Raw genomic sequence first — 24,803 nt, forward strand, 5'->3', positions numbered from 1 at the left:
CTAATATTAGAAACGGAAGTGAGAGAACGCTTTGTTAGCCTCAGCCATTTTATGCGTATCTTCTTTTTTCTTAACTGCAGCACCTTCACCTTTAGCTGCTGAAACGATCTCACCTGCTAATTTTTCTTTCATGGTTTTCTCGCCACGTTTACGTGCGTAAGAAATTAACCATTTCATACCTAAAGCAATTTTACGGTCAGGTCTAACCTCGGTTGGAACCTGGAAGTTAGCACCACCTACACGGCGTGACTTAACCTCTACTGCAGGCATTACATTGGTTAAAGCACGTTTCCATACTTCAAGACCGTTTTCACCTGCTCTTTTTTCAGCAAGTTCTACTGCGTTATAAAAAATATCATAAGCGATGGATTTCTTTCCATCGTACATCATATTATTTACAAACCTGGTCACCATAACATCGTTAAATTTCGGATCAGGAAGGATAATTCTCTTTTTTGGTTTTGACTTTCTCATTTTTTTTTCCTCCTAATTATTTCTTTTTACCTTTTGTTGGTGCCGCAGCTACTTGTCCTGGTTTAGGACGCTTAGTACCATATTTCGAACGACGTTGGTTACGACCAGCTACACCTGATGTATCTAATGCACCACGGATGATGTGGTAACGTACACCTGGTAAATCTTTAACACGACCACCACGGATCAATACAATGGAGTGCTCCTGTAAGTTGTGACCTTCCCCAGGGATATAGGCGTTAACCTCTTTTCCGTTGGTTAAGCGTACACGGGCAACTTTACGCATTGCTGAGTTTGGTTTTTTAGGGGTAGTGGTATATACACGTGTACATACACCTCTTCGCTGTGGACAGCTGTCCAACGCTGGAGACTTACTCTTGAACTCCAGTGCTACTCTACCTTTTCTAACTAATTGTTGAATGGTTGGCATTGTTTTTTGTTTTCTATTAAGTGTTTTAAAAACTTTACCCCTAATAAAGGGACTGCAAAGGTAGCAGAATACATTTTATAAATCAAGGGGTTAACTTAAATTTATTGTGGCCGGTCCACTATAGCCCGGCCCTTCTGAAATGCAGCAGCTTAAGCCAGAAAACAAAATCAAATTCGCTTCGGCAATAACAAAGGTTTAGGCATGGTTAAACAGAGACCAGAAGCACATCGAACGCAGGGGTTCTGTGTGGTCGAGGTGCGTTCGATCTGGGTTCGATGTGCGTTTGATGTGCGTTCTATCCGAAGCTGCTTAATCGTTAACCGCTAAAATAAACTCAGCTGTCCCGTGTATTTGCTCGCTTTTTGTTTTGGCTGCGCTTCACCGAAGTTAGACAGCGAAATGCCGAGTAGACGAATCTTGTGACCAATGGGCTCGGTACTCATAAGTAAGCTTTTTGCAGTATCCACAATGGTCTTTAGATCACCCACAGGCTGAGCAAACGAACGGTTCCGGGTGATCTGTTTGAAGTCACTGTATTTGATCTTTAGCGTAATGGTTCTGCCCGAAAGATTCTTTTTCTTCAGGCGTTCATGCACAATTTCAGCAAGCTCCTCCAGCTTAAGCTCCATATCGGTGATCTCTGTAAGATCATAGGAGAAGGTGTCCTCCGCAGCCAGAGACTTGGTTTCACGATGTGGCTGCACAGGGCGGTTGTCGATACCCCGTACGATGTTATAGTAGAAGTGCCCGGTTTTCCCGAAGCGATAAACCAGGGTTTCTTCAGACAGGCGCTTAAGGTCAGCTCCGGTGTGTAAGCCCATCTGTTTCATCTTTTCCGCCGTCACCTTCCCTACCCCATGGAACTTCTCTACAGGCAGTTTCTCCATGAAAGCTTCAATAGCGGAGGGTCCGATAAATTTTAGTCCGTCGGGTTTATTGATATCCGATGCAATTTTAGCGACAAACTTGTTTATAGATACCCCTGCAGATGCGGTAAGTTGTAATTCTTCTTTGATGGCATTTTTGATCTGTTCGGCGATTTCCAGAGCGGAGCCGATGCCAAGTTTATCTTCCGTGACGTCCAGATAAGCTTCGTCCAGGGATAGGGGTTCGATCAGGTCGGTATAGCGGTGGAAGATCTCCCTTATTTTGTTGGATACTTCTTTGTAGGCCTCGAACCTGGGACGCACAAAGACGGCGTGCGGGCAAAGTTGTATGGCCTGACGCGCAGGCATGGCCGAGTGAATGCCATACTTCCTGGCTTCATAACTTGCCGTGGCGACCACACCCCTGCCCTGTGGTGAACCACCAACCACCAGCGGCTTACCCCGGAGTTCCGGGTTGTCGCGCTGTTCTACGGAAGCATAGAAGGCGTCCATATCGATATGGATGATTTTTCGGATGGCGGCCATTAGGTAGAAATATTTGTAAAGCCTGGATAATTCAAAATTAACAATATTGAAAGATTCCTTTCCATTACGACGCAACTTAAAATTTAATGGATGGATAGCGCTAATTTGCTAATCTGAGTTAGAGCCTCTTACGATTTTTGTAATCAAGCTTAAGCTAAAAGTACTTGCATAAAGGCGTCGTAAATACCTGGCGCTATTTAGTTCGATGTATGTTTGATAAATCTCTTGAATATAAATTGGTACAGATTCGAAAAAATCGATTTCCAAAAGTAGAAAGCTTTATTCAGGAATATATCTATCGGTTTGAGAATGCCTCCTGGGGGTTCTTGGCAGCCAACCTACCCAATGAAACCGTAAACACTAACAACAAACGGTTTAGAATATATACAGAGGTTTTACGAAGAACTTTTATTCGTCAGTTTGATGTATATGTTAATAAACAAAATAGCGTTATCTTTGTGATACACAAGGCGAAAGCTACAGAAAAGCAAAACATTATTGAACAGTATGAGCAGATCTTTTCAGAAATCAACTAAGAACCAGTTAACGCTTTTGAATTCGGCTGAAGTGGTTGATATACGAAACCTAACCGTAAAGGCTCCTTGCGCCTCGTATACCAATGGCTTCAAAAGGATGTCCCATAACATTGAACGGGTGCCCCCGTTGGTGATTCCCGGGTATAAAGTGAGGGGTTAACTACAACGTCTCTGTAACTGAACCACAAGTAAGCATACTGTCGCCGAAGTACGGATTTTTGATCTCTTTGCTCGTACTTACCCAAGATGCCCCCTGATCATCCAGCGCCATCGGGCAATGTGCCACATAAAGTTTGCCTTGATCCAAACCTGTATCCTTTAATAACTTGATCAGGTCTTCATTAAGCCTTGCAAATGCAAGTCGTTGCGCCTTTATATCGCTTGTGCTACTGATCTCTGCAGCGGCACGGCCCATCAAAGCGCCGCCTTTAATTTCCCGGGCACCAGTTTCAATTGCCAGCGCAGCAGTCTTGGCGGTGTTCACATCCTCAACCACCAGGGCTTTTGTTAACACCTGATATTGCTGGTAAACTGCATCCAGATTAGGATCTTTTAAGGTGATCGTTGTCGAGGTAAGCGCAGCAGGGGCTGTATTTTTAGATTCCGCAACTACGGGTTTTTGAGCTGCATCTGCGTGCTGGTGATTTGCTATTGAAGGCTTGTTATTGCTGCATGCTGCAGCTAGTATGGTGATAAAGCATAATAGTGCAAAGTGATTTCGTTTTTTCATGATTCTAACTATTGTTGTATTTAAATTAACTTTTGTGAACTGCGGCCATTGGATCTTTTCCCTTTTTGAGCAGGTATTCGCTATATAGCAAATAGGCACCTGAAATGACCACTTTGTCGCCCGGCTGAAGTCCGGAGCTAACGACTATTCCTTCCGTACCTTCCAGCCCTGTCTCCACTATGCGCGGTTCGAAATGGCCCGGTTTTGTTTCTACCCATACATGTGCACCCTTTCCATTGCGGATCAAGGCATCGGGTGGAAGCGAAAGGCCTTTAGCTGTACTTTTTTGAGCCACAAACACCTTTGCCTGCAGGCCGGGTTGCCATTGGTTATCAGGATTTGGCAGTTCAGCACGGATCTGCAGCAACTGAGCCCCCTGCTGTAGCGATGGATTGATAAAAGATACTTTCAGCATCTGCGGCTCATCCTCCCAACCAGGAATGACCACGCGCAGTTGCTGCCCTGCTTTGATCTGGCTAATTTCTGAAGCATAGATATCCGCCTCAACCCAGAGCGACTGATAGCCTTCCAGTCGTAACAGCGGACTACCTTCGGCAACATACTGACCCTCGGTGACAGAAAGTTCTGCAACGGTTCCACTTTCAGGCGCGAAAAAGGTGATGTTCGGACTAGCTTTCCTACTGTGTTGCAGCGATCTGATCTGGCCTTCCGACTGTCCGTACAACCGGAGCTTCTGTCTGGCGGCATTAAGGATCTGTGTGAAGGTTTTATCATCCGGAAACTGCGCGGACTGTTCCAGTGCCAACAGAAACTCCTGTTGCAAAGTAGCCAACTGCTCAGAATAGATCTGGTAGAGTGGCTGTCCCTTTTTAATCTGTTCTCCGGTCTGGCGCACAAAAAGCTTGTCGAGCCGCCCGGCAACCCTGCTGGAAATAAAGGATGTTTGTTCCGGATTGGCAACCAGCCGGCCATTTAACTGCTTACCGCCGCCATCCCCGGCGTCGCCGATGGTGATGGTTCTTACGTTAGCCAATGTCATTTGCCGCTCGCTAAGCTGCAGTCCTCCGGCAGCATCCCCTTTTTCAAAACGTACCAGGTCCATCCCGCAAACCGGGCAGGTACCCATTTCATGCTGCATGACTTGCGGGTGCATCGGACAGGTGTAGGTTTCTTTACTGGCCACAACCTTGTTCTTGCTTTTTTCCTCCCTGCAGCCAACAGTCATCATTAGCGGCAGCAGTAAAATTATGATGAGATATATTCTTTTCATGGTCATTGATTTTTAGCGGTTCTAATAAAGCTCTCACTATCCACCAGGTATTGTGCATTCGCAGCCAGTTGCCAGTCGCCAATTTCATCAAGCACCTGCACTTCCTTGTTTTGCAGCACTCCGGTTTTCACTTTCGTCGGAATAAAGACCTTCCCTTCTTTTTTAAAGACCACCGTTTCATTGCCCAGCGACAATACCGCGGCTTGTGGAAGCCAATAGCTATCCTGCGCGAGGAAAGGGAACTTTCCGGTTACCAACTCTCCGGGTTTCAATCCACTTTTTTGCAGATATACCCTTGCCAACACAAAATTCTCCCCCGCATTCAGTACAGGTTGGATCATGCCAATGCGGCCGGAGATAGATGAGGATGCATCTGCAAGGCGTTGAATGAGTACTTTCTCCTTTTTATTAATCTTCGAGGCGACATCAGGCGTTAAGGAAAATTCAGCCAACAGATCACCGGTCTGGTAAATGCTAAACACCTGCTGCCCGGCATTCAGGTACTGCCCTTCACGCAGCAGTACCGGCGTATTTTGTGGTGCAGACTCCCCTGAGGCCGCTGGCATAGGCCTTGCTGCGGCACTATTATCCATGCCTGACATGCCGCTACCGCCAGTATTCCCTGCAGTTGCGACAGTTTCGCTAGCTGAAACATCCGGCAGGCTCAGGCCCTTTTCCAGGATAAAACCTGTGGCGTTACTATACACTGGGATGCGGTAAGAAACTTGTCCGGTACGTAATACCTTATTGATCTGCGCCATGTCCATGCCCAGCAGCTGTAGTCTGCGCTTTGCCGGCTCCAACATACCTGCGTCATCACCATGTTGTTGAATCAACAGGAGTTCCCGCTGTGCTGCAGCGAGGTCAGGAGCATAGAGCTCCATAATCAGCTGTCCCTTTTTAACCCTTTGATAATTGTATTTGATGTACAACTTTTCGATCCGGCCAGCAACACGGCTTGCAAGAACAACCTGGTTGCGGGTATCATAGCTGATCCGCCCCTGCACTTCCCGCACATAAAGCCTGGAACCCCTTTTCGCCTGGATCAAGGGGCTACGTGCAAGCACCTGCGCGTTTGCAGGCTTCAGCAGGCTCGTCAGGGAGGTATCTTCTGTGTTTGTAGCTACAGCTGCATCGTGCTGCCCGCTCTTGCGCTTACATGAAGTTACCGTTACAGCAAACAGGAAGAGCAGCAATAGCTTAACGATATAGTTCCTTTTCATAATCAACAATCATTTGATATAATTTCATTTTCTCATCCAGCACATTGAGCTGCATCATGGTTAAAGCCTCCCAGCTGTTGATCACCGCCACCACTTCCAGCTTATTTTCCTGATAGTTCACAAAATCGGCTTCCATAGTTTTCCGCAGGGAAGGGATAATCTTTTCTTCCATTGCAGCGATACGTTTTTGCATGGATTGGATTTCATACTGCATTCCGGTAAGCATCCCATGACTTTCCTGCAGCATACCTACACGTTCCTTTTCCATCGCCTGTATTTCATAGTTCATGGCTTTTACTTCCGACTTATACATCTTGGAGGACCATGGCGCCAGGGGAATGCTGACCATGCCCATCACACTATACTGTTTTGGCATCATGCTGCCCAGGGGCGACATGTGGTCCACCCGTAATTTAAAATCTGGTTTTGACTGGTTTTTCATCGCCTTTACCCCAAGCTGCATGGATCTGATGTTCTGCTCCATTTGCAGGATATCTTTACGCTGGCCTGCAAGCAGGACTGTGTCTAACCGGGCTTCTGGTGTAAAGGCTGGTAATGTTGAGCTGTCAATTGCCAAAGGCTGCGTTGCGGGCAAGTTCATGAGGCTGTTCAACCAGGCTTTTGCCTTGGCGATCTCCCCTTGCTGCATGCGGATCATGTTTTCATTCTCCTCGATCTTAGCCCTGGAGCGGTAAACACCAGAAAGTTGCGATTGATTATAAGGGTATCTGATCTCTTCGATCTTCTGCATCATCTGCATGATTTTCTCGTTTTCCCGCAGTACTTTAATGCGTTGACCAGCGATGATCCAAGTATAATAAAGGTTTTTAGCACGAGCTTTCAGCGTGTTGGAAGCGATAGCACGTCCTGCGAATTCAACATCCGCTTTCGAAGCTTCATATACTTTCTGCGCCCGTAGCTTTGAAGGATTTGGAATCTCCTGCTCCAATTGTAGCATCAGCGAACCTTTGTCGCCATCCATCACCTCCTGTCCGGGATAGGGCGTCATGAAGGTACCCGCGCCGACCATAGGTGCCATCCAGGCACTGCCCGCTTCAGCTCTATGTTTGTAGCTTTCTGCTCTTAAAGCATAGGTTTGCAGCATCGGATTGTTTTCATCAATCCGTTTCAGAATGGTATCCAGGGATACCGTATGTTGTTGCGCAATCAGCTGCATGGGCATCAATCCCAGCAGCAGCGCTAATATTCTAATGATTCGCATTACTCACCTCCAGTTTTCCATATTTTTTCAGTTCATATTCTTTGCTCATCAGGAAGATCAGCGGTGTGACCAGCAAGATGTGTGTTGATGACGTGAGTACACCACCAATCATCGGCAACACAATGGGCTGCATTACATCTGTTCCTACGCCAGTAGCCCACAAAACCGGTATTAAGCCAAACAGAGAGACACAAACGGTCATGAGTTTAGGTCTGAGCCGTTTGGCGGCACCTTTCACCACATACTCCCGCAAGTCCTCCCTGCTGATCGTTGCACTGGAGTTCCCATTTAGCTGCACCAGCTGGTTCATCGCGTCATTAAGGTAGATCACCATTACAATTCCGGTTTCCACAGCGATACCGAAGAGCGCAATGAAGCCCACCGCCACGCCAACGGATAAACTCACATCGAAAAAGTAGATGAGATAAGCACCACCGATGAGCGCAAAGGGCACCGTAATCAAACTCAGGAAGGCTTCTCGTAAGGAGCGAAACGCGAAATACAGTGAAAAGAAGATCACGGCAAGTACAATCGGCGCAATCCAGGTTAAGGTCTTCTGCCCCCGGATCATATTCTCATACTGACCGCTCCATTCCATGAAATAACCCTGTGGAAGTAAGCCGCGGCTAGCGTTAAGCTTCTCCATGGCTTCCTCTACAGTACTACCCAGATCACGGTCGCGCACATTGAACATCACCGCGCCACGTAACATGGCATTCTCGGAATTGATCATCGGTGGACCATCTTCAAAACGAACCTCAGCCACTGCAGAGAGTGGAACTTCACCCATGGCTGCCGAGCTTATGGGAATGCGTTTGATGCTTTCCAGGCTGCTCCTGAATTCCTGCCCCAAACGTACGCTAATCGAAAAGCGCTGTCTGCCTTCAATGGTATTCCCAACAGCTGCACCACCAAGCGCAGATTCCACGACCTGGTTAACATCATCTACCGTTAACCCATACCGGCCAAGCTCATTTCGTTTTACATCGATGGCGAGATACTTACCACCAGTAATTGGATCTACATAGAGATCAGTAACCCCGCTGGTACCTTCTAGCGCTTTTCTAACGCGTTCGGAAACTGCAGCAATGGTGTCCAGGTTCTGACCATAGATTTTTACTCCCACATCGGTTCGTATGCCTGTTGCCAACATATTGATGCGGTTGATGATCGGTTGTGTCCAGCCATTTACCACACCTGGAATCTGGAGCTTTTTATCGAGTTCATCAATGATATCCTTCTTCGTTAAGCCCTCGCGCCAGGCCGACTTAGGTTTAAGCATAATGATGGTTTCAATCATGCTGATTGGGGAGTTGTCGGTTGCGGTGCTTGCACGGCCTGCCTTACCCAAGACTTTATCGACCTCGGGCACCGATTTAATAATCTTATCCTGCACCTGCAAAATCCGCTTAGCCTCATTGTTAGACACATCAGGCAGGGTAACGGGCATAAATAAGATGCTCTGCTCATCCAGAGCTGGCATAAACTCTGTACCCAGATTTCTAAGCAGCGGAATCGTAATCAGCAAGGCAATAATATTGATGGCAATGGTTGTTTTCCGCCAGTTTAATACCCCGCGGATCAGCGGTTCGTAATAACGTTCTAAAAACCGGTTTACCGGATTGGCATGATCCGGCCGGAACTTACCTTTCATAAAAAAGGATATTAGCACGGGTGCCAGCGTAAGTACCAGTACCGCATCCACAATCATGATGAAGGTCTTGGTGAAAGCCAGGGGATGAAACATTTTTCCCTCCTGGCCAGTCAGCATAAATACAGGCAGGAAAGAAGTGATGATGATGATCGTTGCAAAAAAGACCCCACGCGAAACTTGTTTGCTCGATTTCTCGATAACCTTAAGTCTATCTTCTTCCGAGATCCAATCCTTATCGGCATCTATTTTTCTTTTGAACCAATTCCTCATAACTTGTTTATATTTTGATGTTCAGCCTGCCAGCTTTCGTATTTTTCTGAAAGATGTTTATAGGCATTTTCACTCATGACGATCCCATTGTCTACGATGACGCCAATGGCCAGTGCAATACCGGTTAAGGACATGATGTTGGAGGATATGTCGAATGCATTGAGCAGAATAAAGCTGGTGGCGATCGTGATGGGTATCTGTATGATGATGCTGATGGCGCTTCTCCAATGGAACAGGAAAACAATGACCACCAGCGACACAACAATCATTTCTTCGATCAGTGTTGTTGTGATGGAGTCTACAGACTCCTGGATCAGTTCACCGCGATCATATACGATATCAAACTTCACCCCTTGCGGCAGACCTTTGGAGACTTCCTTCATTTTGGTCTTTACCCGGTCAATTACTTCCGCAGCATTCTCGCCATAGCGCATGACAACAATGCCACCCACCCGTTCGCCCTCACCGTCCTGGTCAAAGATGCCGAGCCTGGTTTCACCGGTCATCTGTACTGTTGCGACATCGGAAACTCTAATGGCCGTTCCATTCTGATTCTTTACGGGGATGGCGGCGATCTCTTCCATGGATTTGAGGTAACCTGATGTTTTAATGATATAACCGATGTCGCTCATCTCGAATTTGCGTCCGCCAGATTCGTTATTATTGGAGCGGACCGCAGCAATGACTTCAGGAATACTTAATTTGTAGTAGAGAAGTTTATTGGGATCTACAGCAATCTGGTACTGCTTCTGGAAACCACCAAAAGAGGCGATCTCGCTCACGCCAGGTACGTTTTGCAGGGCGAACTTTACATACCAGTCCTGTATCGCCCGCTGTTCTCCAAGATCCGTATCTGGCGCATCCAGTGTGTACCAGAGCACATGACCTACACCGGTGCCATCGGGCCCGAGCTGTGGCGTTGCGCCATCCGGCAAGGTATTGCCTATGGTGCTTAAACGTTCCAGCACCCTTTCTCTGGCCCAGTACACGTCCACGTTATCTTCAAAGATCACGTAGATGAAACTCATGCCGAACATGGAGCTACCACGCACATATTTGATTTTCGGCAGCCCTTGTAAATTGGTTACCAAAGGATAGGTAACCTGATCTTCAATGAGCTGGGGAGACCTGCCCATCCACTCGGTGTAAACGATTACCTGATTTTCTGAGAGATCAGGAATTGCGTCAATCGGATTCTTCTTGACCGCGAATATACCCCAGACAAACAGGCCAGTAGCCAGCAGGAGCACGATCCAACGGTTATGAAGCGACCATTCTATTATTCTATGTACCATTTATGCTTATTTGTGATGCTTGCTCGCGCATGCATAACGATCAGCTGTAAAGCTTTAAAGCGCTTTAACAGGAGAAATGAAAAACTTAATAGCTTAGGCGGGCAAAGCAGGATGATCCTGATGCCCTACACGAAGGTGTAAGAAAGGATAATGGTATTATATACGATAGCTGCAATTTCGTATGAAGACGGGAATATCCTGCAGCGGAGGGGTTTCCTGATCAGGAAAATAGGTCTGTATCCCTTGGTGGGGTACTGATTTCAGAAATCTTTCCAGGAGTGTTTTAGGCAACAGCAGAGCTGCCTGTTCAAACTGGAACTCGCTTTTAACGATCTTTTGAACGTTGTCAATCTTAATGCTTTTAACATCCTGCTGGCAGCAAGCTTCCTTGTCTGAAGCGGTCTGGGTCATACCACAGAAGTCGCAGGCGCTGGATTCACCTGGGTGTTCCATGCCCATCTCGACCAGTTCACCCATGCAATAATGAAGATACACCGTTGGCCCCTGAGAAAGTCCCAGGTAAACAAAGGCGAGTATGATCAATAGTATCCTTTTCATGCGATGAGACAAATCTAAAGCTTAAGGTGGGTATTTGCTTATAGAATCTTGATAAATTTTTACAGTTTAACGTCAAAATGCATTGGTAATAAAATTGATTTCATAGCTTTATAAAAAACTTTAGGGGTGCCTTGTGCTGAGAAATACCCTTTGAACCTGATGCAGTTAGTACTGCCGAAGGGAAAAGTGAAATGACATATCCATGTTGTTTGCCATTCCTTATACAGGTGCTTCCCTGAGGTGTAAAAACAATCAACATGAAAACTGAAAAAACCCCAGGAGCAGAAGTCATTAGCCGAACCCCTTTCCCGGCATCCAGAAAAGTATTTGTTAAAGGTCAGCTGCACGACATTCATGTCGCCATGCGCGAAGTCAGCCTCAGCGACACCAAACTACACGGCAGATTCGGCGAAACGAGCCCTAATGCCGCAGTCACGATCTACGACACGAGCGGTCCTTACACCGATCCGAGTGTCGACATTGATGTGAAGAAAGGCCTTCCTAAACTGCGCGAGTCCTGGATCCTGGAGCGTGCCGACGTGGAACAGCTGGATCATATCTCTTCAAGCTATGGTCAACAGCGCGCTGCAGACGAGAGCCTGAACAGCTTACGCTTTGCGCACATCAGCAAACCATACCGGGCACAAGCGGGCAAAAACGTCAGCCAGATGCATTATGCGAGAAAAGGGATCATCACTCCGGAGATGGAGTACATCGCTATTCGCGAGAACCAGCGAATAGACCAGCTGAAGGAACAGCTTAATGGCGACTTCGAGCTGATGAGTCAACAGCATGCCGGACAAAGTTTCGGTGCGAATACCCCTAAAGGGTATATTACCCCCGAGTTTGTCCGCGCTGAAGTAGCGGCCGGCCGAGCCGTGATCCCTTGCAACATCAATCACCCGGAACTTGAACCCATGATCATTGGCAGGAACTTCCTGGTGAAGATCAACGCCAACATCGGGAACTCTGCTGTAACCTCGAGTATCGAAGAAGAAGTGGAAAAGGCAGTATGGGCCTGCCGCTGGGGCGCAGATACCATCATGGATCTATCCACTGGCAAGAATATCCATGAAACCAGGGAATGGATCATCCGCAACTCCCCTGTTCCGATTGGTACCGTACCTATCTACCAGGCTTTGGAAAAGGTAAACGGTAAAGCCGAAGACCTGACCTGGGAACTGTTTCGCGACACGCTGATTGAACAGGCAGAACAAGGGGTAGATTACTTTACCATTCATGCTGGGGTGCTTTTACGTTATGTGCCGCTTACCGCAAGGCGAATTACCGGTATCGTCTCCCGCGGCGGTTCCATCATGGCAAAGTGGTGCCTTGCACATCATAAGGAGAACTTCTTGTACACACATTTCGAGGAAATATGTGAGATCATGAAAGCGTATGATGTTGCTTTCTCCCTGGGTGATGGCCTACGGCCAGGTTGTATCGCCGATGCCAATGATGCGGCGCAGTTTGGCGAGCTGGAAACCCTTGGAGAGCTCACCAAAATCGCATGGAAACATGATGTACAAACGATCATTGAAGGGCCGGGCCATATTCCCATGCACATGATCAAAGAGAATATGGACAAACAACTCGCTCACTGTGGGGAAGCGCCGTTTTACACCCTTGGACCCTTGACGACCGACATTGCTCCGGGTTATGACCATATTACCTCGGCCATTGGTGCTGCTATGATCGGTTGGTTCGGTACCGCAATGCTTTGCTACGTAACGCCTAAAGAACATCTGGGCTTACCAAACAAGAAAGACGTTAAGGATGGTGTGATTACCTATAAAATCGCCGCCCATGCCGCAGATTTGGCAAAAGGGCACCCTGGTGCACAATACCGGGATAATGCGTTAAGTAAAGCCAGGTTCGAGTTCCGCTGGGAAGACCAGTTTAACTTGTCACTTGATCCGGATACCGCCAAAGAATTTCACGATGAAACCTTACCTGCAGAAGGCGCAAAAATCGCCCACTTCTGTTCCATGTGTGGACCGAACTTCTGTTCCATGAAGATCACCCAGGATGTACGGGACTATGCCAAAGAAAAAGGCGTGCAGGAAGACGAAGTATTGAGCAAGGGGATGGAGGAGAAATCCAAAGAGTTTTTAGAGAAAGGGAGCGCACTATATTTTTAGGATCGGTTTTATATCAGCGGAACAGAACTGTTCCGCTGATATTCTTTCTAGAAGGTACCGCCTACATTCAAGCTGATGAGCTTCAATGGGAGCGCGAAAGTGACATTTCCATCAAAAAGATATAATCAACTTTCTTGCTTTAGTTTCTCCTGCAAAATTGTTACTTCATTGATGTAGTAGCTGAAGTGATACTGTTTAACTTGCATCATAACCAAAGCAGCTTATATGACGCCTAGAACGAACGCAAAATTCATCCATAGACTCCTAATTATTATTACTCTTGTTTTTACAAGCTCAGTGGCCTTTAGCCAGCAATCAGGCACTCGGGTCGACAACATCTTCTACTATCCCGATTCAAGTTCCATCTCAGACAGCTACATCAGATCGAAGTGCAGGCTCGACATTTATTACCCCAAAAACGTTAAGAATTTTGCAACGATCGTGTGGTTTCACGGCGGTGGCATCACTGGCGGGCGCCGGGAGATTCCTGCAGCACTTCTGGATAAAGGTGTGGCTGTAATCGGGGTGGGTTATCGCTTGTCGCCTAAAGCAAAAGCACCAGCGTACATTGAGGATGCTGCCGCAGCAGTAGCCTGGGCATTTAAGCATATTGCTAACTACGGCGGCAACAATAAATTGATCTTTGTTTCCGGGCATTCTGCCGGAGGTTATCTTGGAACAATGATCACGCTTGATAAACAATACCTGGCTAAATACAAGCTAAATGCAGATGCCATTGCTGGGTTAATTCCATTTAGCGGTCAGGCCATCACACACTTTACTGTACGGCAGGAAATGGGCATTAAAGACACGCAACCAACAATTGACAAGTACGCGCCATTGTATCATGTCAGGGCGGATGCGCCACCCATGTTGCTCATCACTGGCGACCGTGAAATGGAACTGTTAGGCAGGTATGAGGAGAATGCATACTTAAACCGGATGATGAAACTTGCGGGGCATAAAACAACAAGATTGTACGAACTTCAGGGATTTGATCACGGTGGAATGGCAGTACCCGCATTTCCGCTGCTGCTGAAAGAAGTTGAAGTACTTAAAAAAGGGATCTTAAAATAGCCGGAACAGCATGGCTTGAATAGCTGAGACCTTCGCCTCAGCTATGTTTTCTTATTTAAATCGCGCTTTTAGCTTGTCCAGATCCAAAGCCTCTTCCTTTTGATCCAGCTGGATTAACCAACCTTTTGTCTTAAGCATCGGTATCTCCTGTTTTGCAACGGAAAGATCTTTGCCTTTGAGGTGCTGGTGAAACAATATCGCCGGTTTCGGCTCAAAGCTGGATGCGGAATGGAACAAAACCTCTAATCTGAACTTCGGCCAGATTTGGATGTCGCTCATGTTTGCGGAGTAAATACGTTTACTGGAATTGCCGGATACTGATCCTGCAAATTCAGCTTTGAATTGATCATTCTTTTCTGTTGTGAAAGCAACCAGCAGATCGTACGAAGTATTATTCACCACATGAAAATGCGCCACGGAATTGCTGTGCTGATCACTGACAAGCGCCAGAAAAACACCATCTTTGATAAATTCCGCAGCTGCAACTGCCGCAGCAGGGCGGTTTCCAACTACCGTATCATCCTCAGGGATACTGCCGTGCACAAGGGTGACCTTAGAAGCGAGTACCGGGATTTCGAAGTCGTTGGCATCGGTTACCCCGATGGTGTCTTTATCTATGATGCGGGTTACGTAACCCTCTATGTTTTCGTCTACAAAACGGACAAAATCGCCTAAGTTTATTTGCATAGCTCAAATTTACTTAATCTTCCTAATTTTGCAGCATGGCCATTAAAGAACAAGTAAACAACCCCCTGCATGGTAAAACGCTGGAGTTTATCCTGAAACAGCTTGTATGGCACTACGGTTGGGAAGAACTGTCGACCTACGTTAAAATTGACTGCTTCAAAAACAACCCGACCATGAGTTCCAGCCTGAAGTTTTTACGTAAGACAGACTGGGCGCGTAAGAAGGTGGAAAAACTTTACCTTAATACTTTTCATTAAACCAGTCTTTCTGCTGAGAAATCGTACTGCGCAGCTCCGATGTTTATCCTATGTTAACAGATGCTTGCCTCTCCTTTAGAGGTAACATTAAATTTACACCGCAGACATAGTCTATGCACATGCATTAATTAACTTCGAGCAACCAAAACCAAATACTGTATGATCATTCTCGTAACTGCAAGCCTTGCATGTAGCATACTAGGCTTGTTCCAGCTTCAGCATCCAGCAACATACACGATTGCTTTTCTACCTGCAGCCCGGTCTGCCAGGCTATAACAAATCCATTTTGTAATTCAGGGCATCGCGCTCCTGCTTGCTGCACAGGATAATATCCTGCTGCATCAGCTTGCCCATGGTTATATAATCTGCGCTTAACGCTGGACTAACATAGCCATTACACCTTTGCCACCAATCAAAATGTACACAATAAACTCTTAAACAATCATGCTTAAAACTGTACTTAATCTAAAAAAGGAAGTCGCGCTGTTTATGGCATTTCTGCTCCTCACCTTAGGGGCAAATGCCATCGGGAACACTGCAGGCTTCCAGAATCAGGACCGCGGAAAAATCAGCGGTAAAATCGTCGATGAGAAAGGAGCACCGCTTCCAGGTGCCAGTGTCCGTATTGCTGAGCTCAACCTCGTGGTGCAAAGTAATTCAGATGGTATCTACACCTTTGATGTTGCAGCAGGCTCTTACACGCTGACGGCCAGCTTTATTTCTTATACCACTGCAACCCAGACCAAGGTTGCGGTAAAATCAGGGCAAACGACGGCATTGAACATCACGCTCACGGCGGAAACCGGTACGCTTAACGAGGTGCTTGTAGTCGGCTATGGTACGCAGAAAAGGGAAAACCTCACCGGTGCTGTAACGCAGGTGACTTCGAAAGTTTTGGAAAACCGTTCGGTAGCCAATCTGGCACAAGGACTTCAGGGTGTAATCCCCAACCTGAATCTGAACATCGCCGATGGTCGCCCGACGCAATCACCAGCTTTCAACGTTCGCGGAACGACCTCCATCGGCCAGGGTGGAAATGCGCTGGTGTTGATTGACGGTATTGAGGGTGATCCAGGTCGTATCAACCCGAATGATATCGCCAGCGTGACCGTGTTAAAGGATGCGGCATCCGCTGCCATCTATGGTGCACGAGCAGCTTTCGGCGTGGTACTGATCACCACGAAAAACCCTGCAAAAGAGCGCACCTCCATTAGTTATAGCATTACACAGTCTATTAAAACACCAACAACGGTTCCAGACTATGTAAGCGACGGCTATACCTTTGCCAGCATGTTCAACGAAGGTTGGTCGGCCTGGAATGACTACTCTCAAACACCTCAGAACATCAATAAGACCGTGAAGTTCTCCCCTGCCTATCTGGAAGAACTAAAACGCCGCTCAGAGAACCCTGGTCTACCGAAAACGGAGGTGAATGAAGCAGGTGAATATGTGTACTATGGTAATACCGACTGGTACGATGAACTGTACAAGGACAACACAAGTGCTACCGATCAGAACATCACCCTTTCTGGAGGTAGCGGGAAGACAGATTTCTACATTTCCGGAAGATCCTTTAAACAAAATGGTCTTTTCCGTTATAATTCGGATGATTATGAAATGTTAAACCTTAGGGCTAAGGGATCCATTCAGCTTTATCCCTGGTTGAAGGTTTACAACAACGCTGATTACTCCGCTTCCAAATACCACACCCCATTGAACGTTGGTGAAGGTGGTGGTATCTGGCGAAACATCGCAGATGAAGGGCATACCGTAGCCCCAATGTTTAATCCCGATGGTACCCTCACCTTCTCCTCTGCTTACACGGTGGGAGACCTTTGGTATGGCAAGAATGGTATCGACATGGACAATAAGGTATTCCGTAACACAACTGGTTTCAGCACCAGCTTTTTTGATGATAAATTCAGGGTTAAAGGTGATTTCACCTTCCAGAACACCGATAACGATCAAAGCCGGAAACGCGTCCCAGTACCATATAGCCGCAAACCCGGGGTTATTGAATATGTTGGTCTGAACTATAATGACCTGCAGAACCTTAACCGCAGCACGCAGTATATGGTAACGAACATCTACGCGGAATATGAACCAAAGATCAGCGAAGATCACTACATCAAGGTGCTTGCAGGTTACAATTATGAGCAATCAACCTATAAAGGATTGGAAGCTTTACGTAACGGGCTGATCTTTGAAGATGCGAACGACATCAATCTGGCGCTCGGGCAGTCCATACAAACCTCGGGCGGCTATGAACAATGGGCCATTCTTGGTGGATTCTACCGTTTGAACTATGCTTTCAAAGACCGTTATCTGGTAGAGTTGAACGGTCGCTATGACGGTTCTTCGAAGTTCCCTGACAATCAACGTTATGCCTTTTTCCCTTCATTCTCTGCAGGATGGCGCGTGAGTAAGGAGCCTTTCTGGAAAATTAACCCGAATGTAATTACGGATTTGAAGATCCGTACATCTTATGGATCATTGGGTAATGGTAATATCGCTTCCTATGCCTTCCAGGAGAAATTCAGGATCGAGCAATCTGGTCGTGTGCTGAACGGTGTACGCCCACAACTAACCAGTCAGCCGGGTGTTATCCCTAATGGCCTGACCTGGGAGACATCAACCACGCAAAACATCGGTTTGGATATCGCATTCCTGAACAACCGTCTAAATTTCAGCGGAGATGCCTATACCCGTAAAACAACAGACATGTTTACTGTAGGTATGACCCTGCCGGCTGTATTTGGAACGGGTGTACCTAAAGGAAATTATGCAGACCTAAGGACAACAGGCTGGGAAGCGAACCTAAGCTGGAATGACCGGGTGGAAGTGGGTGGCTCACCGTTGAGCTACTCCGTAAGACTTACCCTGGCGGATTACAAATCAAAGATCCTGAAGTACAACAACCCGGATCAGCGCTTAACGGACTACTATGCAGGGCAAACCGTGGGTGAAATCTGGGGCTTCGTAACTGATGGTTACTTCCTTTCGGAGGCCGATGTAGCCAACTCACCTAGTCAGATTCTATACAAATCATCCAACACCAGCAAAAGCCTTCCGGGTGATATCAAGTTCCGGGATATCAATGGTGATGGGGTAATCAACAATGGTGACAATACGGTGAGCAATCCGGGCGACCGTAAGGTTATCGGTAACTCTACCCCGCGTTATACCTATGGTATTGCCCTTGGTGCAGACTGGAAGGGATTCTTCTTCAGCACCTTCTTCCAGGGTGTTGGTTCGATGGACTGGTATCCAGGTACGGAGAATGGAACTTTCTGGGGTCAGTACAACCGCCCTTATAATAAGATCCCGACATCACACATCGGCAACATCTGGAGCCCTGAAAACCCGAATGCTTACTTCCCTAGGTATAGAGGTTATATTGCACAGAATGGATCAGGCACACTGGCCCAGGCACAAACGAAATACCTGCAGGATGTATCTTACATCAGGCTGAAAAACCTTCAACTGGGCTATACCCTATCACAAAGCTTTGTCAAAAAAGCAGGGTTAAGCAATGTACGGGTATTCCTTTCCGGAGAAAACCTATGGTCATCATCACCACTATACAAGGTGACCAGAGACCTGGACGTGGAGAACATCGGAAAATCTGACGCCATCTTAACCGGCGACAGTAACAGTGGAAATGGAAATAACTACCCTATTCTTAAGACCTTCAGCTTAGGCTTATCGGCAACGTTTTAAGAATTTAAATCTAACAACAAGCATATAAAAAATATTAATATGAAGAAGTTCTTATTTTGTCTTATACCCGTAGTGATTGGCTTTGCCGGGTGTAAGAAACTAGATCAGACACCAGAAGATACTGCAACCAGAGAAGCAGTGTTCAGCAATGAAAAAGGTCTTGAGCTTTACACCAATTCCTTTTATAACATCCTGCCTAATGCTTCTGACGCCCATAAAGGTGACGCCATGGCTGATTACTCTGCCAGAAGTCAGGCGCCGGAGTTCCTTGTTGAAGGTGCTTATGGGCCCCGTCAAAGTAGCGGATGGACCTGGACCAACCTTAGGAACATCAACTACTTCCTGGAGAACAATAACGACCCTAAAGTAGCACCAGCAGTAAGGCAGCAATATACTGCGCTTGCCAGGTTCTTCAGGGCCTATTTCTACTACGACAAGGTTCGCCGCTTTGGTGATGTGCCATGGATCAACAAAACCTTCAGCGTTGATGATCCAACACTTTTCAACGGCCGCGACAAACGTACCCTGGTTATGGATTCGGTACTAGCGGACATCAATTACGCTTGTGAAAACATCAGCAGGACGAACGATAATAGCCGCTCGCTGATCACCAAATATGTCGCTTTAGGACTCAAATCCAGGATAGCATTATACGAAGGTACCTACCGCAAATACCACACCGAAGCAGGGCTTGCGGGTTCTGCAGATCAGTGGCTACAGGAAGCGGCAAATGCCGCGGAGCAGGTGATGTCAGATGGCGGATTTACGTTGAATACTGCTGGGGGCGCAGATCTTGCCTATCGGAACCTGTTTATCAGCACGGCTCCTGTTGCCACAGAAGTGATGCTTGCGGCAGTTACCGATGCTAACCTCGCTGTTTACAATGATGCGAACTGGTGGTGGACCAGCGCGACCTATGGTTCCAGGGTAAGTTTGGTGCGTACCTTCGTAAACACCTACCTGAATGTCGATGGTACACCATTCACCAGCAGGCCTGGATATCAAACCCTGGAATTCAAAGATGAGGTAAAGAACAGGGATAAGCGTCTGCAGCAAACCATCAGGATGGGCAGCTACAAACGGATCAACGGCGGAACACCTGAGCCTGCACCACCGGTTTTCTCCTACACTTATACAGGTTATCAGCCGATCAAATTCGTGCTGGACGATGTGCGCTATGATGGCGGTGGACAAAACATCAACTCCATTCCTTTAATGCGCTATGCGGAGATCCTGTTGAACTATGCCGAAGCGAAAGCAGAACTGGGCACCTTCAGCGATGCGGATTGGACGAGAACCATCGGTGCCTTACGTCAGCGTGCGGGTATCACTGGTGGCTTGAGCACCAAACCAACGGTTGCAGATCCTTACCTGCAGGCAAATTACTTCCCTGAAATCTCAGACCCAGCCTTGCTGGAAATCAGAAGAGAGCGGGGCATTGAACTTTCTTTTGAAGGCTTACGCTTTGACGATATTGTGAGATGGAAAAAGGGGGACCTGATGACCAAGGTTTGGAATGGCTTCTACGTGCCTGCATTGGATGTACCAATGGATCTTAACGAAGATGGTATCATGGATGTTGCTTTCTACCAGGTGATGCCTGCGAACCGGGTACCTGGGGTTAACTACATCAACGTTGCGCCAACGCTGAATGGCGGACCAAATCCACAGCGTTTGTCTAACAACACCTCCGGTGAATTAACCTGGTTAACGACAACACCACGTGTGTTCACAGATAAAAACTACCTTTATCCTATCCCGGAAACAGACCGATTGTTCAATCCGGCATTGGGTCAAAACCCGGGATGGTAAATCATTAGTCATAAACCTGAATTATAAATAATGAAAATTAAACACTTATTAACCGCAGCCTTGCTCATTTACATCAGCTGCGGTGCTTATGCCCAGACTTACATCTTCGGAAGCTTCAACGTACGCAATGACAACCGTGGTGACGTGGGCAACCTTTGGGAGGACCGCAGGGAATTTGCGGCGAACGTAATGCACTTCCACCAGTTTGACGTTTTTGGAACCCAGGAGGGCAAGAAAAACCAAATTGATGACCTCAGCAATTCACTGCCGGAATATGCGAATCATGGTGCAGGCCGCGATGATGGTAAATCCGGTGGCGAACACTCTTCCATCTTTTATAAGAAAGACAAGTTCAAGCTTTTGAGCAAAGGTGATTTCTGGTTATCTGAAACACCAGACAAACCAGGGCTTGGCTGGGATGCCACCTGCTGTAATCGTATCGCGAGCTGGGTTCAGCTGCAGGATGTTAAAACCGGTAAAAAGTTCTTTTTCTTCAATGCACACTTCGACCACCAGGGCAAGATTGCCCGCGTGGAAAGCAGCAAGCTGATGATCAAAAAGATCAAGGAAATTGCAGGTAATGCACCGGCCGTATTTACTGGCGACTTAAACGGTGACCACCAGAGTGAATGGTACCTGGAGCTGAAAAACTCGGGTTTCTTAAATGACACCTACAACCAGGTAGAAAAACCATATGTAAACAACGCCTCTTTTAATGGCTGGGGTAAACAGCTGGATAGCACTGGCGTTATTGACCACATCTTTGTAACTAAACATTTTACCGCTAAACGCTGGGGAATTCTTACGGATACCTACCGGGGTAAATTTGTATCAGACCACTTCCCTATTCTGGCGGAAGTGACGATGAAATAAGTAAACACAATAATGCAAAAAGGGCTGCTATATGGTTTATAGCAGCCCTTTTTGCATTATAAATACCCCTTACTTTTTCCAGGTATTGTTTGCCGCGTTAACCTCCGGCAATTCATGATCCGGATCAATGGTAACCGCAACAACTTCTTCCGTTGTCGGGAAACGAACCGTCCAGCTGCTATTACGCATCCAGACATCCACTGGGATTCTAACGATATCTTTTTTACCGCTTGCTGTTTCTACGCCAAGAATAATTGGCATCGGTAATTTGCCAAGGTTATCAACAACAATGTCGTAACCTTCACGCGCACCAGCTTTATTCTTCGCTTCTTTTACGCCGCTGATCGCCTGATCCATGGTCCAGTCTTCCATAAACCAGCCTCTCCAGAACCAGGACAGATCTTCACCCGCAGCATTCTCCATAGAACGGAAGAAATCTGTAGGTGTCGGGTGTTTATAAGCCCAGTGTTTGATGTAGTTGCGGAAAGCATAATCAAAGCGTTGCTCACCAAGGATCTGCTTACGCAGGATCTCTAGTCCAATTGCCGGCTTGTAGTAAAGGTTGATACCAATGTTTGCTTCGCGCATGGCATCTGGTTCAAGCATCACAATCTCATTGGTTGGTCTGGCCATATACTTAGCTATACCCTGGTAATCCATGCGGCCTTTGTTGAACTCACCATTGTTAAACACGGTCTTGGAAATGTTATTGATAAAAGTATTGAATCCTTCATCCATCCAGCCATATTTACGCTCATTGCTACCCACAATCATCGGGAACCAGGTGTGTCCGAACTCATGGTCAATTACACCCCATGCGTCTTCACCTTTGGCTTCCCAGCCGCAAAAAACGATACCAGGATATTCCATACCACTGATGTTGGATGCAATGTTTACCGCCATCGGATATGGATATTCAAACCACTTCTCTGAATAGTGCTCAATACTGCCTTTCACGTATTCTGCGCCGCGTGCATACCCATCAGGGGTATTACTTTCTACAGGATGTGCTTCTACAGCGAAGGACTTCTTACCACTTGGCAAATTGATCCTTGCACCGGAAACCACAAAAGCTTTGGAAGATGCCCATGCAGCATCCCTGGTATTATTCATCCTGTATTTCCAGGTCAGCTTAGATTTGGAAGGTCTTGAAGCCGGGTTTAGCACATCAGCTTCGGAACGGATGATTACCGTTTTGTCGCTGTTCTTTGCTGCATTCCAGCGCTTAAGCTCTTCTGCCGTAAATACTTCCTGTGGATTTAACAGCTCACCAGAGCCTAAAACCACCTGATTAGCTGCTGCCGTAATGGAATAGGTAATGTCGCCATATTCCAGGTAAAACTCTCCTGCACCCCAGTAAGGTAACGTGTTCCACCCAGTCACGTCATCATAAACGCTCATCCTTGGAAACCACTGCGCAATACTGTAGATCTCTCCGTTTTTAGTGGTCAGGTGACCCAAACGGTCAGATCCATTCACCGGAATCGGAAAGGAATAATCCATTTTAATGGTGATCAGATCACCATTTGCAGCCATTGGCTGATCCAGTTGGATCTGCATTCTGGTGTCTTCGATCAGCGAGTTAAACTTAACCGCTTTCGCTTTCTGCGTCACACTCAGGTTAGTGATCTTGTAACCACCATCAATCTGCTCGCCACGGGCACCATAACGGCTACCTTTCGGGATTAAGGCGTTACCGCGCGACTGTTTGGAAAAAAGGTTTTGATCCAGCTGCAGCCAAAGGAAAGGCAGCTGATCCGGGCTGTTGTTTTTATAGGTGATCGTTACCGTACCGGTGATGTTGTGCGTCTGTTCATCCAGATTTGCGGTAATGTTGTAATCCGCACGGTTTTGCCAATATTTAGGTCCTGGATAGCCACTTGCAGAGCGGTACTCATTGCCGTTTGAAGTGTAGAACAATGGGCTGAATGCCTCATGTGAATTGTATTTGCTGGTCTGTGGACTAGCACTTTCCTGCGCCTGGAGGGTACTTCCAGCAGCGAGGAGACCAAGAAAAAGCAGAAGTGATTTACTGCAGTTTTTAATCATAATCGTTATTTAAATTTAGGTACTTTTCGTTGTGCAGGCGGCAATTTAAGCCATGCCTGGTATGCTTGTGCAATGTACAAAGTGTAATTGAAAGGTGCTTCACTTTTTACACGGTCTACACTGGGCTGATAAATGGAAAGAAAGGCCTTAAGTTCTTCGCCCTTAAGCTTAGTCACATTACCAACGGTGGTTTCATTGAAGTTAAGACGGATCTCATTTTCCACCCCCTCATTTTCTGTCAGACGTTGTTCTTTCTCCCGCTGGGCTTTCATTTTATCAAAGCCAAGATTAAGGATTACTCCCCCTGCACGGTCGTTGTTCTTCTTACCAGCCAGATCATCACCTTCAATACGTTTGGTTGGCTTAATACCGGCATTAATAGTCTCCAGTTCCAGGTAGGGTGATAACTTGGCACTTTGAATCCTTACCTCATTCAGGCTTATGGAAGAATTTGGAAGATAGACGGCCACCGGACGCATACTGGTTAAATACAGCGTATCTGCATGATAACCTTTGAGCGTAAAGGTGAGCACATCACCCTGCTTGGCACTTAAGGAAAACTGACCCGCCGCAGCCGTTTTCACCACTTGCTTGTTGTTCAGGTTCTGCACTTCAACTTGTGCCAGCGGCAATTTATTCTCAAAATCATAAACACGGCCGCTTATGGAGGTTTGTGCAGCCAGCTTAAGTGGAAGCACAAATAGTGATAATAACAGAAGCTTTCTAATCATAGTGTGTTCCAACACAGCTTAGTCTGCATTGGTTTTAGCATAACAACAAACAACAGCGAGGGTTTATTATTTAAGTTTTTGGGGGTACAAATCTTCGTTGAAGCCAAGCAGTACCGGCTGTTCATCCAGTAAAATAACCGGGCGTTTAATAGCACTTGGCGTAGCCAGCATTACTTCAATGGCCGACTTTTCATCTTTGACTGCCTGCTGCTGCGCAGGATCCAACGTACGCCAGGTAGTGCCTTTCTTATTCAGCACCTGCTCCCAACCAAACACAGCAGACCAGCTTTTCAGCTGGTCTGTGTTAACGCCTTCTTTCTTGAAGTCGTGGAATTCATATTCCAAATTATGATCCTTAAGCCAGGTGATGGCTTTCTTTACTGAATTACAATTCGGGATTCCGTATACTTTAATCATTTCT

The 24,803-nt window shown here is 46.8% G+C and carries 21 protein-coding genes and 1 riboswitch; of the genes, 7 read left to right on the plus strand and 14 right to left on the minus strand.

The features are described from left to right. Positions 1–6: 6 nt before the first annotated feature. The 3 genes from rpsG to dinB all read right to left on the minus strand — a co-directional run bounded on the left by rpsG (position 7) and on the right by dinB (position 2,316). Complete coding sequence (gene rpsG, locus ACTHQF_RS01550) at positions 7–474, minus strand: 30S ribosomal protein S7 (RefSeq protein WP_440428083.1); 468 nt, start codon at positions 472–474, stop codon at positions 7–9. Positions 475–490: 16 nt separating this feature from the next. After that, complete coding sequence (rpsL, locus tag ACTHQF_RS01555; RefSeq protein ID WP_008244597.1) at positions 491–904, minus strand: 30S ribosomal protein S12; 414 nt, start codon at positions 902–904, stop codon at positions 491–493. 323 nt (positions 905–1,227) lie between these two features. Further along, on the minus strand, positions 1,228–2,316 hold the full coding sequence (gene dinB, locus ACTHQF_RS01560; protein WP_440428084.1) for a DNA polymerase IV: 1,089 nt from the start codon (positions 2,314–2,316) through the stop codon (positions 1,228–1,230). A gap of 209 nt (positions 2,317–2,525) precedes the next feature. Here dinB and ACTHQF_RS01565 point away from each other — a divergent pair, with 209 nt between their 5' ends. Then, positions 2,526–2,852, plus strand: coding sequence for a hypothetical protein (locus ACTHQF_RS01565; protein ID WP_440428085.1), 327 nt, complete (start codon positions 2,526–2,528; stop codon positions 2,850–2,852). A gap of 160 nt (positions 2,853–3,012) precedes the next feature. On the opposite strand, the gene ACTHQF_RS01570 is transcribed toward ACTHQF_RS01565, so the two are convergent. From ACTHQF_RS01570 to ACTHQF_RS01600, 7 genes are all read right to left on the minus strand, one after another. Beyond that, positions 3,013–3,582 (minus strand): DUF3347 domain-containing protein, encoded by a 570-nt coding sequence (locus ACTHQF_RS01570; RefSeq protein ID WP_440428086.1) that lies wholly within the window; start codon positions 3,580–3,582, stop codon positions 3,013–3,015. Between the two features lie 25 nt (positions 3,583–3,607). Then, entirely contained in the window at positions 3,608–4,813 is a 1,206-nt protein-coding gene (locus tag ACTHQF_RS01575) for an efflux RND transporter periplasmic adaptor subunit (RefSeq protein WP_440428087.1), read from the minus strand. Between the two features lie 2 nt (positions 4,814–4,815). Next, positions 4,816–6,036: an efflux RND transporter periplasmic adaptor subunit gene (locus ACTHQF_RS01580; protein WP_440428088.1), complete on the minus strand. Its 1,221-nt coding sequence runs from the start codon at positions 6,034–6,036 to the stop codon at positions 4,816–4,818. Continuing rightward, on the minus strand, positions 6,014–7,258 hold the full coding sequence (locus ACTHQF_RS01585; protein ID WP_440428089.1) for a TolC family protein: 1,245 nt from the start codon (positions 7,256–7,258) through the stop codon (positions 6,014–6,016). Before ACTHQF_RS01585 ends, ACTHQF_RS01580 begins: the two co-directional genes overlap by 23 nt. Next, positions 7,245–9,182 (minus strand): efflux RND transporter permease subunit, encoded by a 1,938-nt coding sequence (locus ACTHQF_RS01590; RefSeq protein ID WP_440428090.1) that lies wholly within the window; start codon positions 9,180–9,182, stop codon positions 7,245–7,247. Before ACTHQF_RS01590 ends, ACTHQF_RS01585 begins: the two co-directional genes overlap by 14 nt. Then, a complete protein-coding gene (locus ACTHQF_RS01595; protein ID WP_440428091.1) occupies positions 9,179–10,477 on the minus strand; it encodes an efflux RND transporter permease subunit in 1,299 nt (432 codons plus the stop codon). Before ACTHQF_RS01595 ends, ACTHQF_RS01590 begins: the two co-directional genes overlap by 4 nt. Positions 10,478–10,633: 156 nt before the next feature. Then, positions 10,634–11,035 (minus strand): HYC_CC_PP family protein, encoded by a 402-nt coding sequence (locus tag ACTHQF_RS01600; RefSeq protein ID WP_440428092.1) that lies wholly within the window; start codon positions 11,033–11,035, stop codon positions 10,634–10,636. Between the two features lie 112 nt (positions 11,036–11,147). Further along, positions 11,148–11,235: riboswitch (TPP riboswitch) on the plus strand. Between the two features lie 57 nt (positions 11,236–11,292). On the opposite strand from ACTHQF_RS01600, the gene thiC reads away from it, so the two are divergent. Both thiC and ACTHQF_RS01610 read left to right on the plus strand, forming a co-directional pair. After that, positions 11,293–13,176, plus strand: coding sequence for a phosphomethylpyrimidine synthase ThiC (thiC, locus tag ACTHQF_RS01605; protein WP_440428093.1), 1,884 nt, complete (start codon positions 11,293–11,295; stop codon positions 13,174–13,176). Positions 13,177–13,401: 225 nt separating this feature from the next. Beyond that, on the plus strand, positions 13,402–14,253 hold the full coding sequence (locus ACTHQF_RS01610) for an alpha/beta hydrolase (RefSeq protein ID WP_440428094.1): 852 nt from the start codon (positions 13,402–13,404) through the stop codon (positions 14,251–14,253). Positions 14,254–14,304: 51 nt separating this feature from the next. On the opposite strand, the gene ACTHQF_RS01615 is transcribed toward ACTHQF_RS01610, so the two are convergent. Continuing rightward, on the minus strand, positions 14,305–14,940 hold the full coding sequence (locus ACTHQF_RS01615) for a hypothetical protein (RefSeq protein ID WP_440428095.1): 636 nt from the start codon (positions 14,938–14,940) through the stop codon (positions 14,305–14,307). 35 nt (positions 14,941–14,975) lie between these two features. Between ACTHQF_RS01615 and ACTHQF_RS01620 the strand changes: the two genes are divergently transcribed. From ACTHQF_RS01620 to ACTHQF_RS01635, 4 genes are all read left to right on the plus strand, one after another. Then, positions 14,976–15,197: a VF530 family DNA-binding protein gene (locus ACTHQF_RS01620; protein ID WP_440428096.1), complete on the plus strand. Its 222-nt coding sequence runs from the start codon at positions 14,976–14,978 to the stop codon at positions 15,195–15,197. A 444-nt stretch (positions 15,198–15,641) separates the two neighbouring features. Next, on the plus strand, positions 15,642–18,917 hold the full coding sequence (locus tag ACTHQF_RS01625; protein WP_440428097.1) for a SusC/RagA family TonB-linked outer membrane protein: 3,276 nt from the start codon (positions 15,642–15,644) through the stop codon (positions 18,915–18,917). Positions 18,918–18,956: 39 nt separating this feature from the next. Further along, positions 18,957–20,729 carry a RagB/SusD family nutrient uptake outer membrane protein gene (locus ACTHQF_RS01630; RefSeq protein ID WP_440428098.1) on the plus strand — a complete coding sequence of 591 codons (1,773 nt, stop codon included), beginning with the start codon at positions 18,957–18,959 and terminating at the stop codon, positions 20,727–20,729. A gap of 30 nt (positions 20,730–20,759) precedes the next feature. Further along, entirely contained in the window at positions 20,760–21,602 is an 843-nt protein-coding gene (locus ACTHQF_RS01635; protein WP_440428099.1) for an endonuclease/exonuclease/phosphatase family protein, read from the plus strand. A gap of 69 nt (positions 21,603–21,671) precedes the next feature. Here ACTHQF_RS01635 and ACTHQF_RS01640 read toward each other — a convergent pair whose 3' ends face one another. From ACTHQF_RS01640 to ACTHQF_RS01650, 3 genes are all read right to left on the minus strand, one after another. Beyond that, positions 21,672–23,651, minus strand: a complete 1,980-nt coding sequence (locus ACTHQF_RS01640) for a M1 family metallopeptidase (RefSeq protein WP_440428100.1) — start codon at positions 23,649–23,651, stop codon at positions 21,672–21,674. A gap of 5 nt (positions 23,652–23,656) precedes the next feature. Next, positions 23,657–24,382: a hypothetical protein gene (locus ACTHQF_RS01645; RefSeq protein WP_440428101.1), complete on the minus strand. Its 726-nt coding sequence runs from the start codon at positions 24,380–24,382 to the stop codon at positions 23,657–23,659. Between the two features lie 66 nt (positions 24,383–24,448). After that, complete coding sequence (locus ACTHQF_RS01650) at positions 24,449–24,799, minus strand: ArsC family reductase (protein ID WP_440428102.1); 351 nt, start codon at positions 24,797–24,799, stop codon at positions 24,449–24,451. Between the last annotated feature and the right edge of the window lie 4 nt (positions 24,800–24,803).

The sequence above is a fragment of the Pedobacter sp. SAFR-022 genome, from assembly GCF_051965375.1.
In the GTDB taxonomy this organism is placed as follows: domain Bacteria; phylum Bacteroidota; class Bacteroidia; order Sphingobacteriales; family Sphingobacteriaceae; genus Pedobacter.

Bases quoted from the DNA above. Each gene is read 5' to 3' on its own strand.
- ACTHQF_RS01595 (WP_440428091.1), bottom strand. From the start codon at position 10,477: ATGGTACATAGAATAATAGAATGGTCGCTTCATAACCGTTGGATCGTG.
- ACTHQF_RS01575 (WP_440428087.1), bottom strand. From the start codon at position 4,813: ATGAAAAGAATATATCTCATCATAATTTTACTGCTGCCGCTAATGATG.
- ACTHQF_RS01615 (WP_440428095.1), bottom strand. From the start codon at position 14,940: ATGCAAATAAACTTAGGCGATTTTGTCCGTTTTGTAGACGAAAACATA.
- rpsG (WP_440428083.1), bottom strand. From the start codon at position 474: ATGAGAAAGTCAAAACCAAAAAAGAGAATTATCCTTCCTGATCCGAAA.
- ACTHQF_RS01630 (WP_440428098.1), top strand. From the start codon at position 18,957: ATGAAGAAGTTCTTATTTTGTCTTATACCCGTAGTGATTGGCTTTGCC.
- ACTHQF_RS01620 (WP_440428096.1), top strand. From the start codon at position 14,976: ATGGCCATTAAAGAACAAGTAAACAACCCCCTGCATGGTAAAACGCTG.
- ACTHQF_RS01625 (WP_440428097.1), top strand. From the start codon at position 15,642: ATGCTTAAAACTGTACTTAATCTAAAAAAGGAAGTCGCGCTGTTTATG.
- ACTHQF_RS01610 (WP_440428094.1), top strand. From the start codon at position 13,402: ATGACGCCTAGAACGAACGCAAAATTCATCCATAGACTCCTAATTATT.
- ACTHQF_RS01590 (WP_440428090.1), bottom strand. From the start codon at position 9,182: ATGAGGAATTGGTTCAAAAGAAAAATAGATGCCGATAAGGATTGGATC.
- ACTHQF_RS01640 (WP_440428100.1), bottom strand. From the start codon at position 23,651: ATGATTAAAAACTGCAGTAAATCACTTCTGCTTTTTCTTGGTCTCCTC.
- ACTHQF_RS01585 (WP_440428089.1), bottom strand. From the start codon at position 7,258: ATGCGAATCATTAGAATATTAGCGCTGCTGCTGGGATTGATGCCCATG.
- rpsL (WP_008244597.1), bottom strand. From the start codon at position 904: ATGCCAACCATTCAACAATTAGTTAGAAAAGGTAGAGTAGCACTGGAG.
- ACTHQF_RS01645 (WP_440428101.1), bottom strand. From the start codon at position 24,382: ATGATTAGAAAGCTTCTGTTATTATCACTATTTGTGCTTCCACTTAAG.
- thiC (WP_440428093.1), top strand. From the start codon at position 11,293: ATGAAAACTGAAAAAACCCCAGGAGCAGAAGTCATTAGCCGAACCCCT.
- ACTHQF_RS01570 (WP_440428086.1), bottom strand. From the start codon at position 3,582: ATGAAAAAACGAAATCACTTTGCACTATTATGCTTTATCACCATACTA.
- ACTHQF_RS01565 (WP_440428085.1), top strand. From the start codon at position 2,526: ATGTTTGATAAATCTCTTGAATATAAATTGGTACAGATTCGAAAAAAT.
- ACTHQF_RS01650 (WP_440428102.1), bottom strand. From the start codon at position 24,799: ATGATTAAAGTATACGGAATCCCGAATTGTAATTCAGTAAAGAAAGCC.
- ACTHQF_RS01635 (WP_440428099.1), top strand. From the start codon at position 20,760: ATGAAAATTAAACACTTATTAACCGCAGCCTTGCTCATTTACATCAGC.
- dinB (WP_440428084.1), bottom strand. From the start codon at position 2,316: ATGGCCGCCATCCGAAAAATCATCCATATCGATATGGACGCCTTCTAT.
- ACTHQF_RS01580 (WP_440428088.1), bottom strand. From the start codon at position 6,036: ATGAAAAGGAACTATATCGTTAAGCTATTGCTGCTCTTCCTGTTTGCT.
- ACTHQF_RS01600 (WP_440428092.1), bottom strand. From the start codon at position 11,035: ATGAAAAGGATACTATTGATCATACTCGCCTTTGTTTACCTGGGACTT.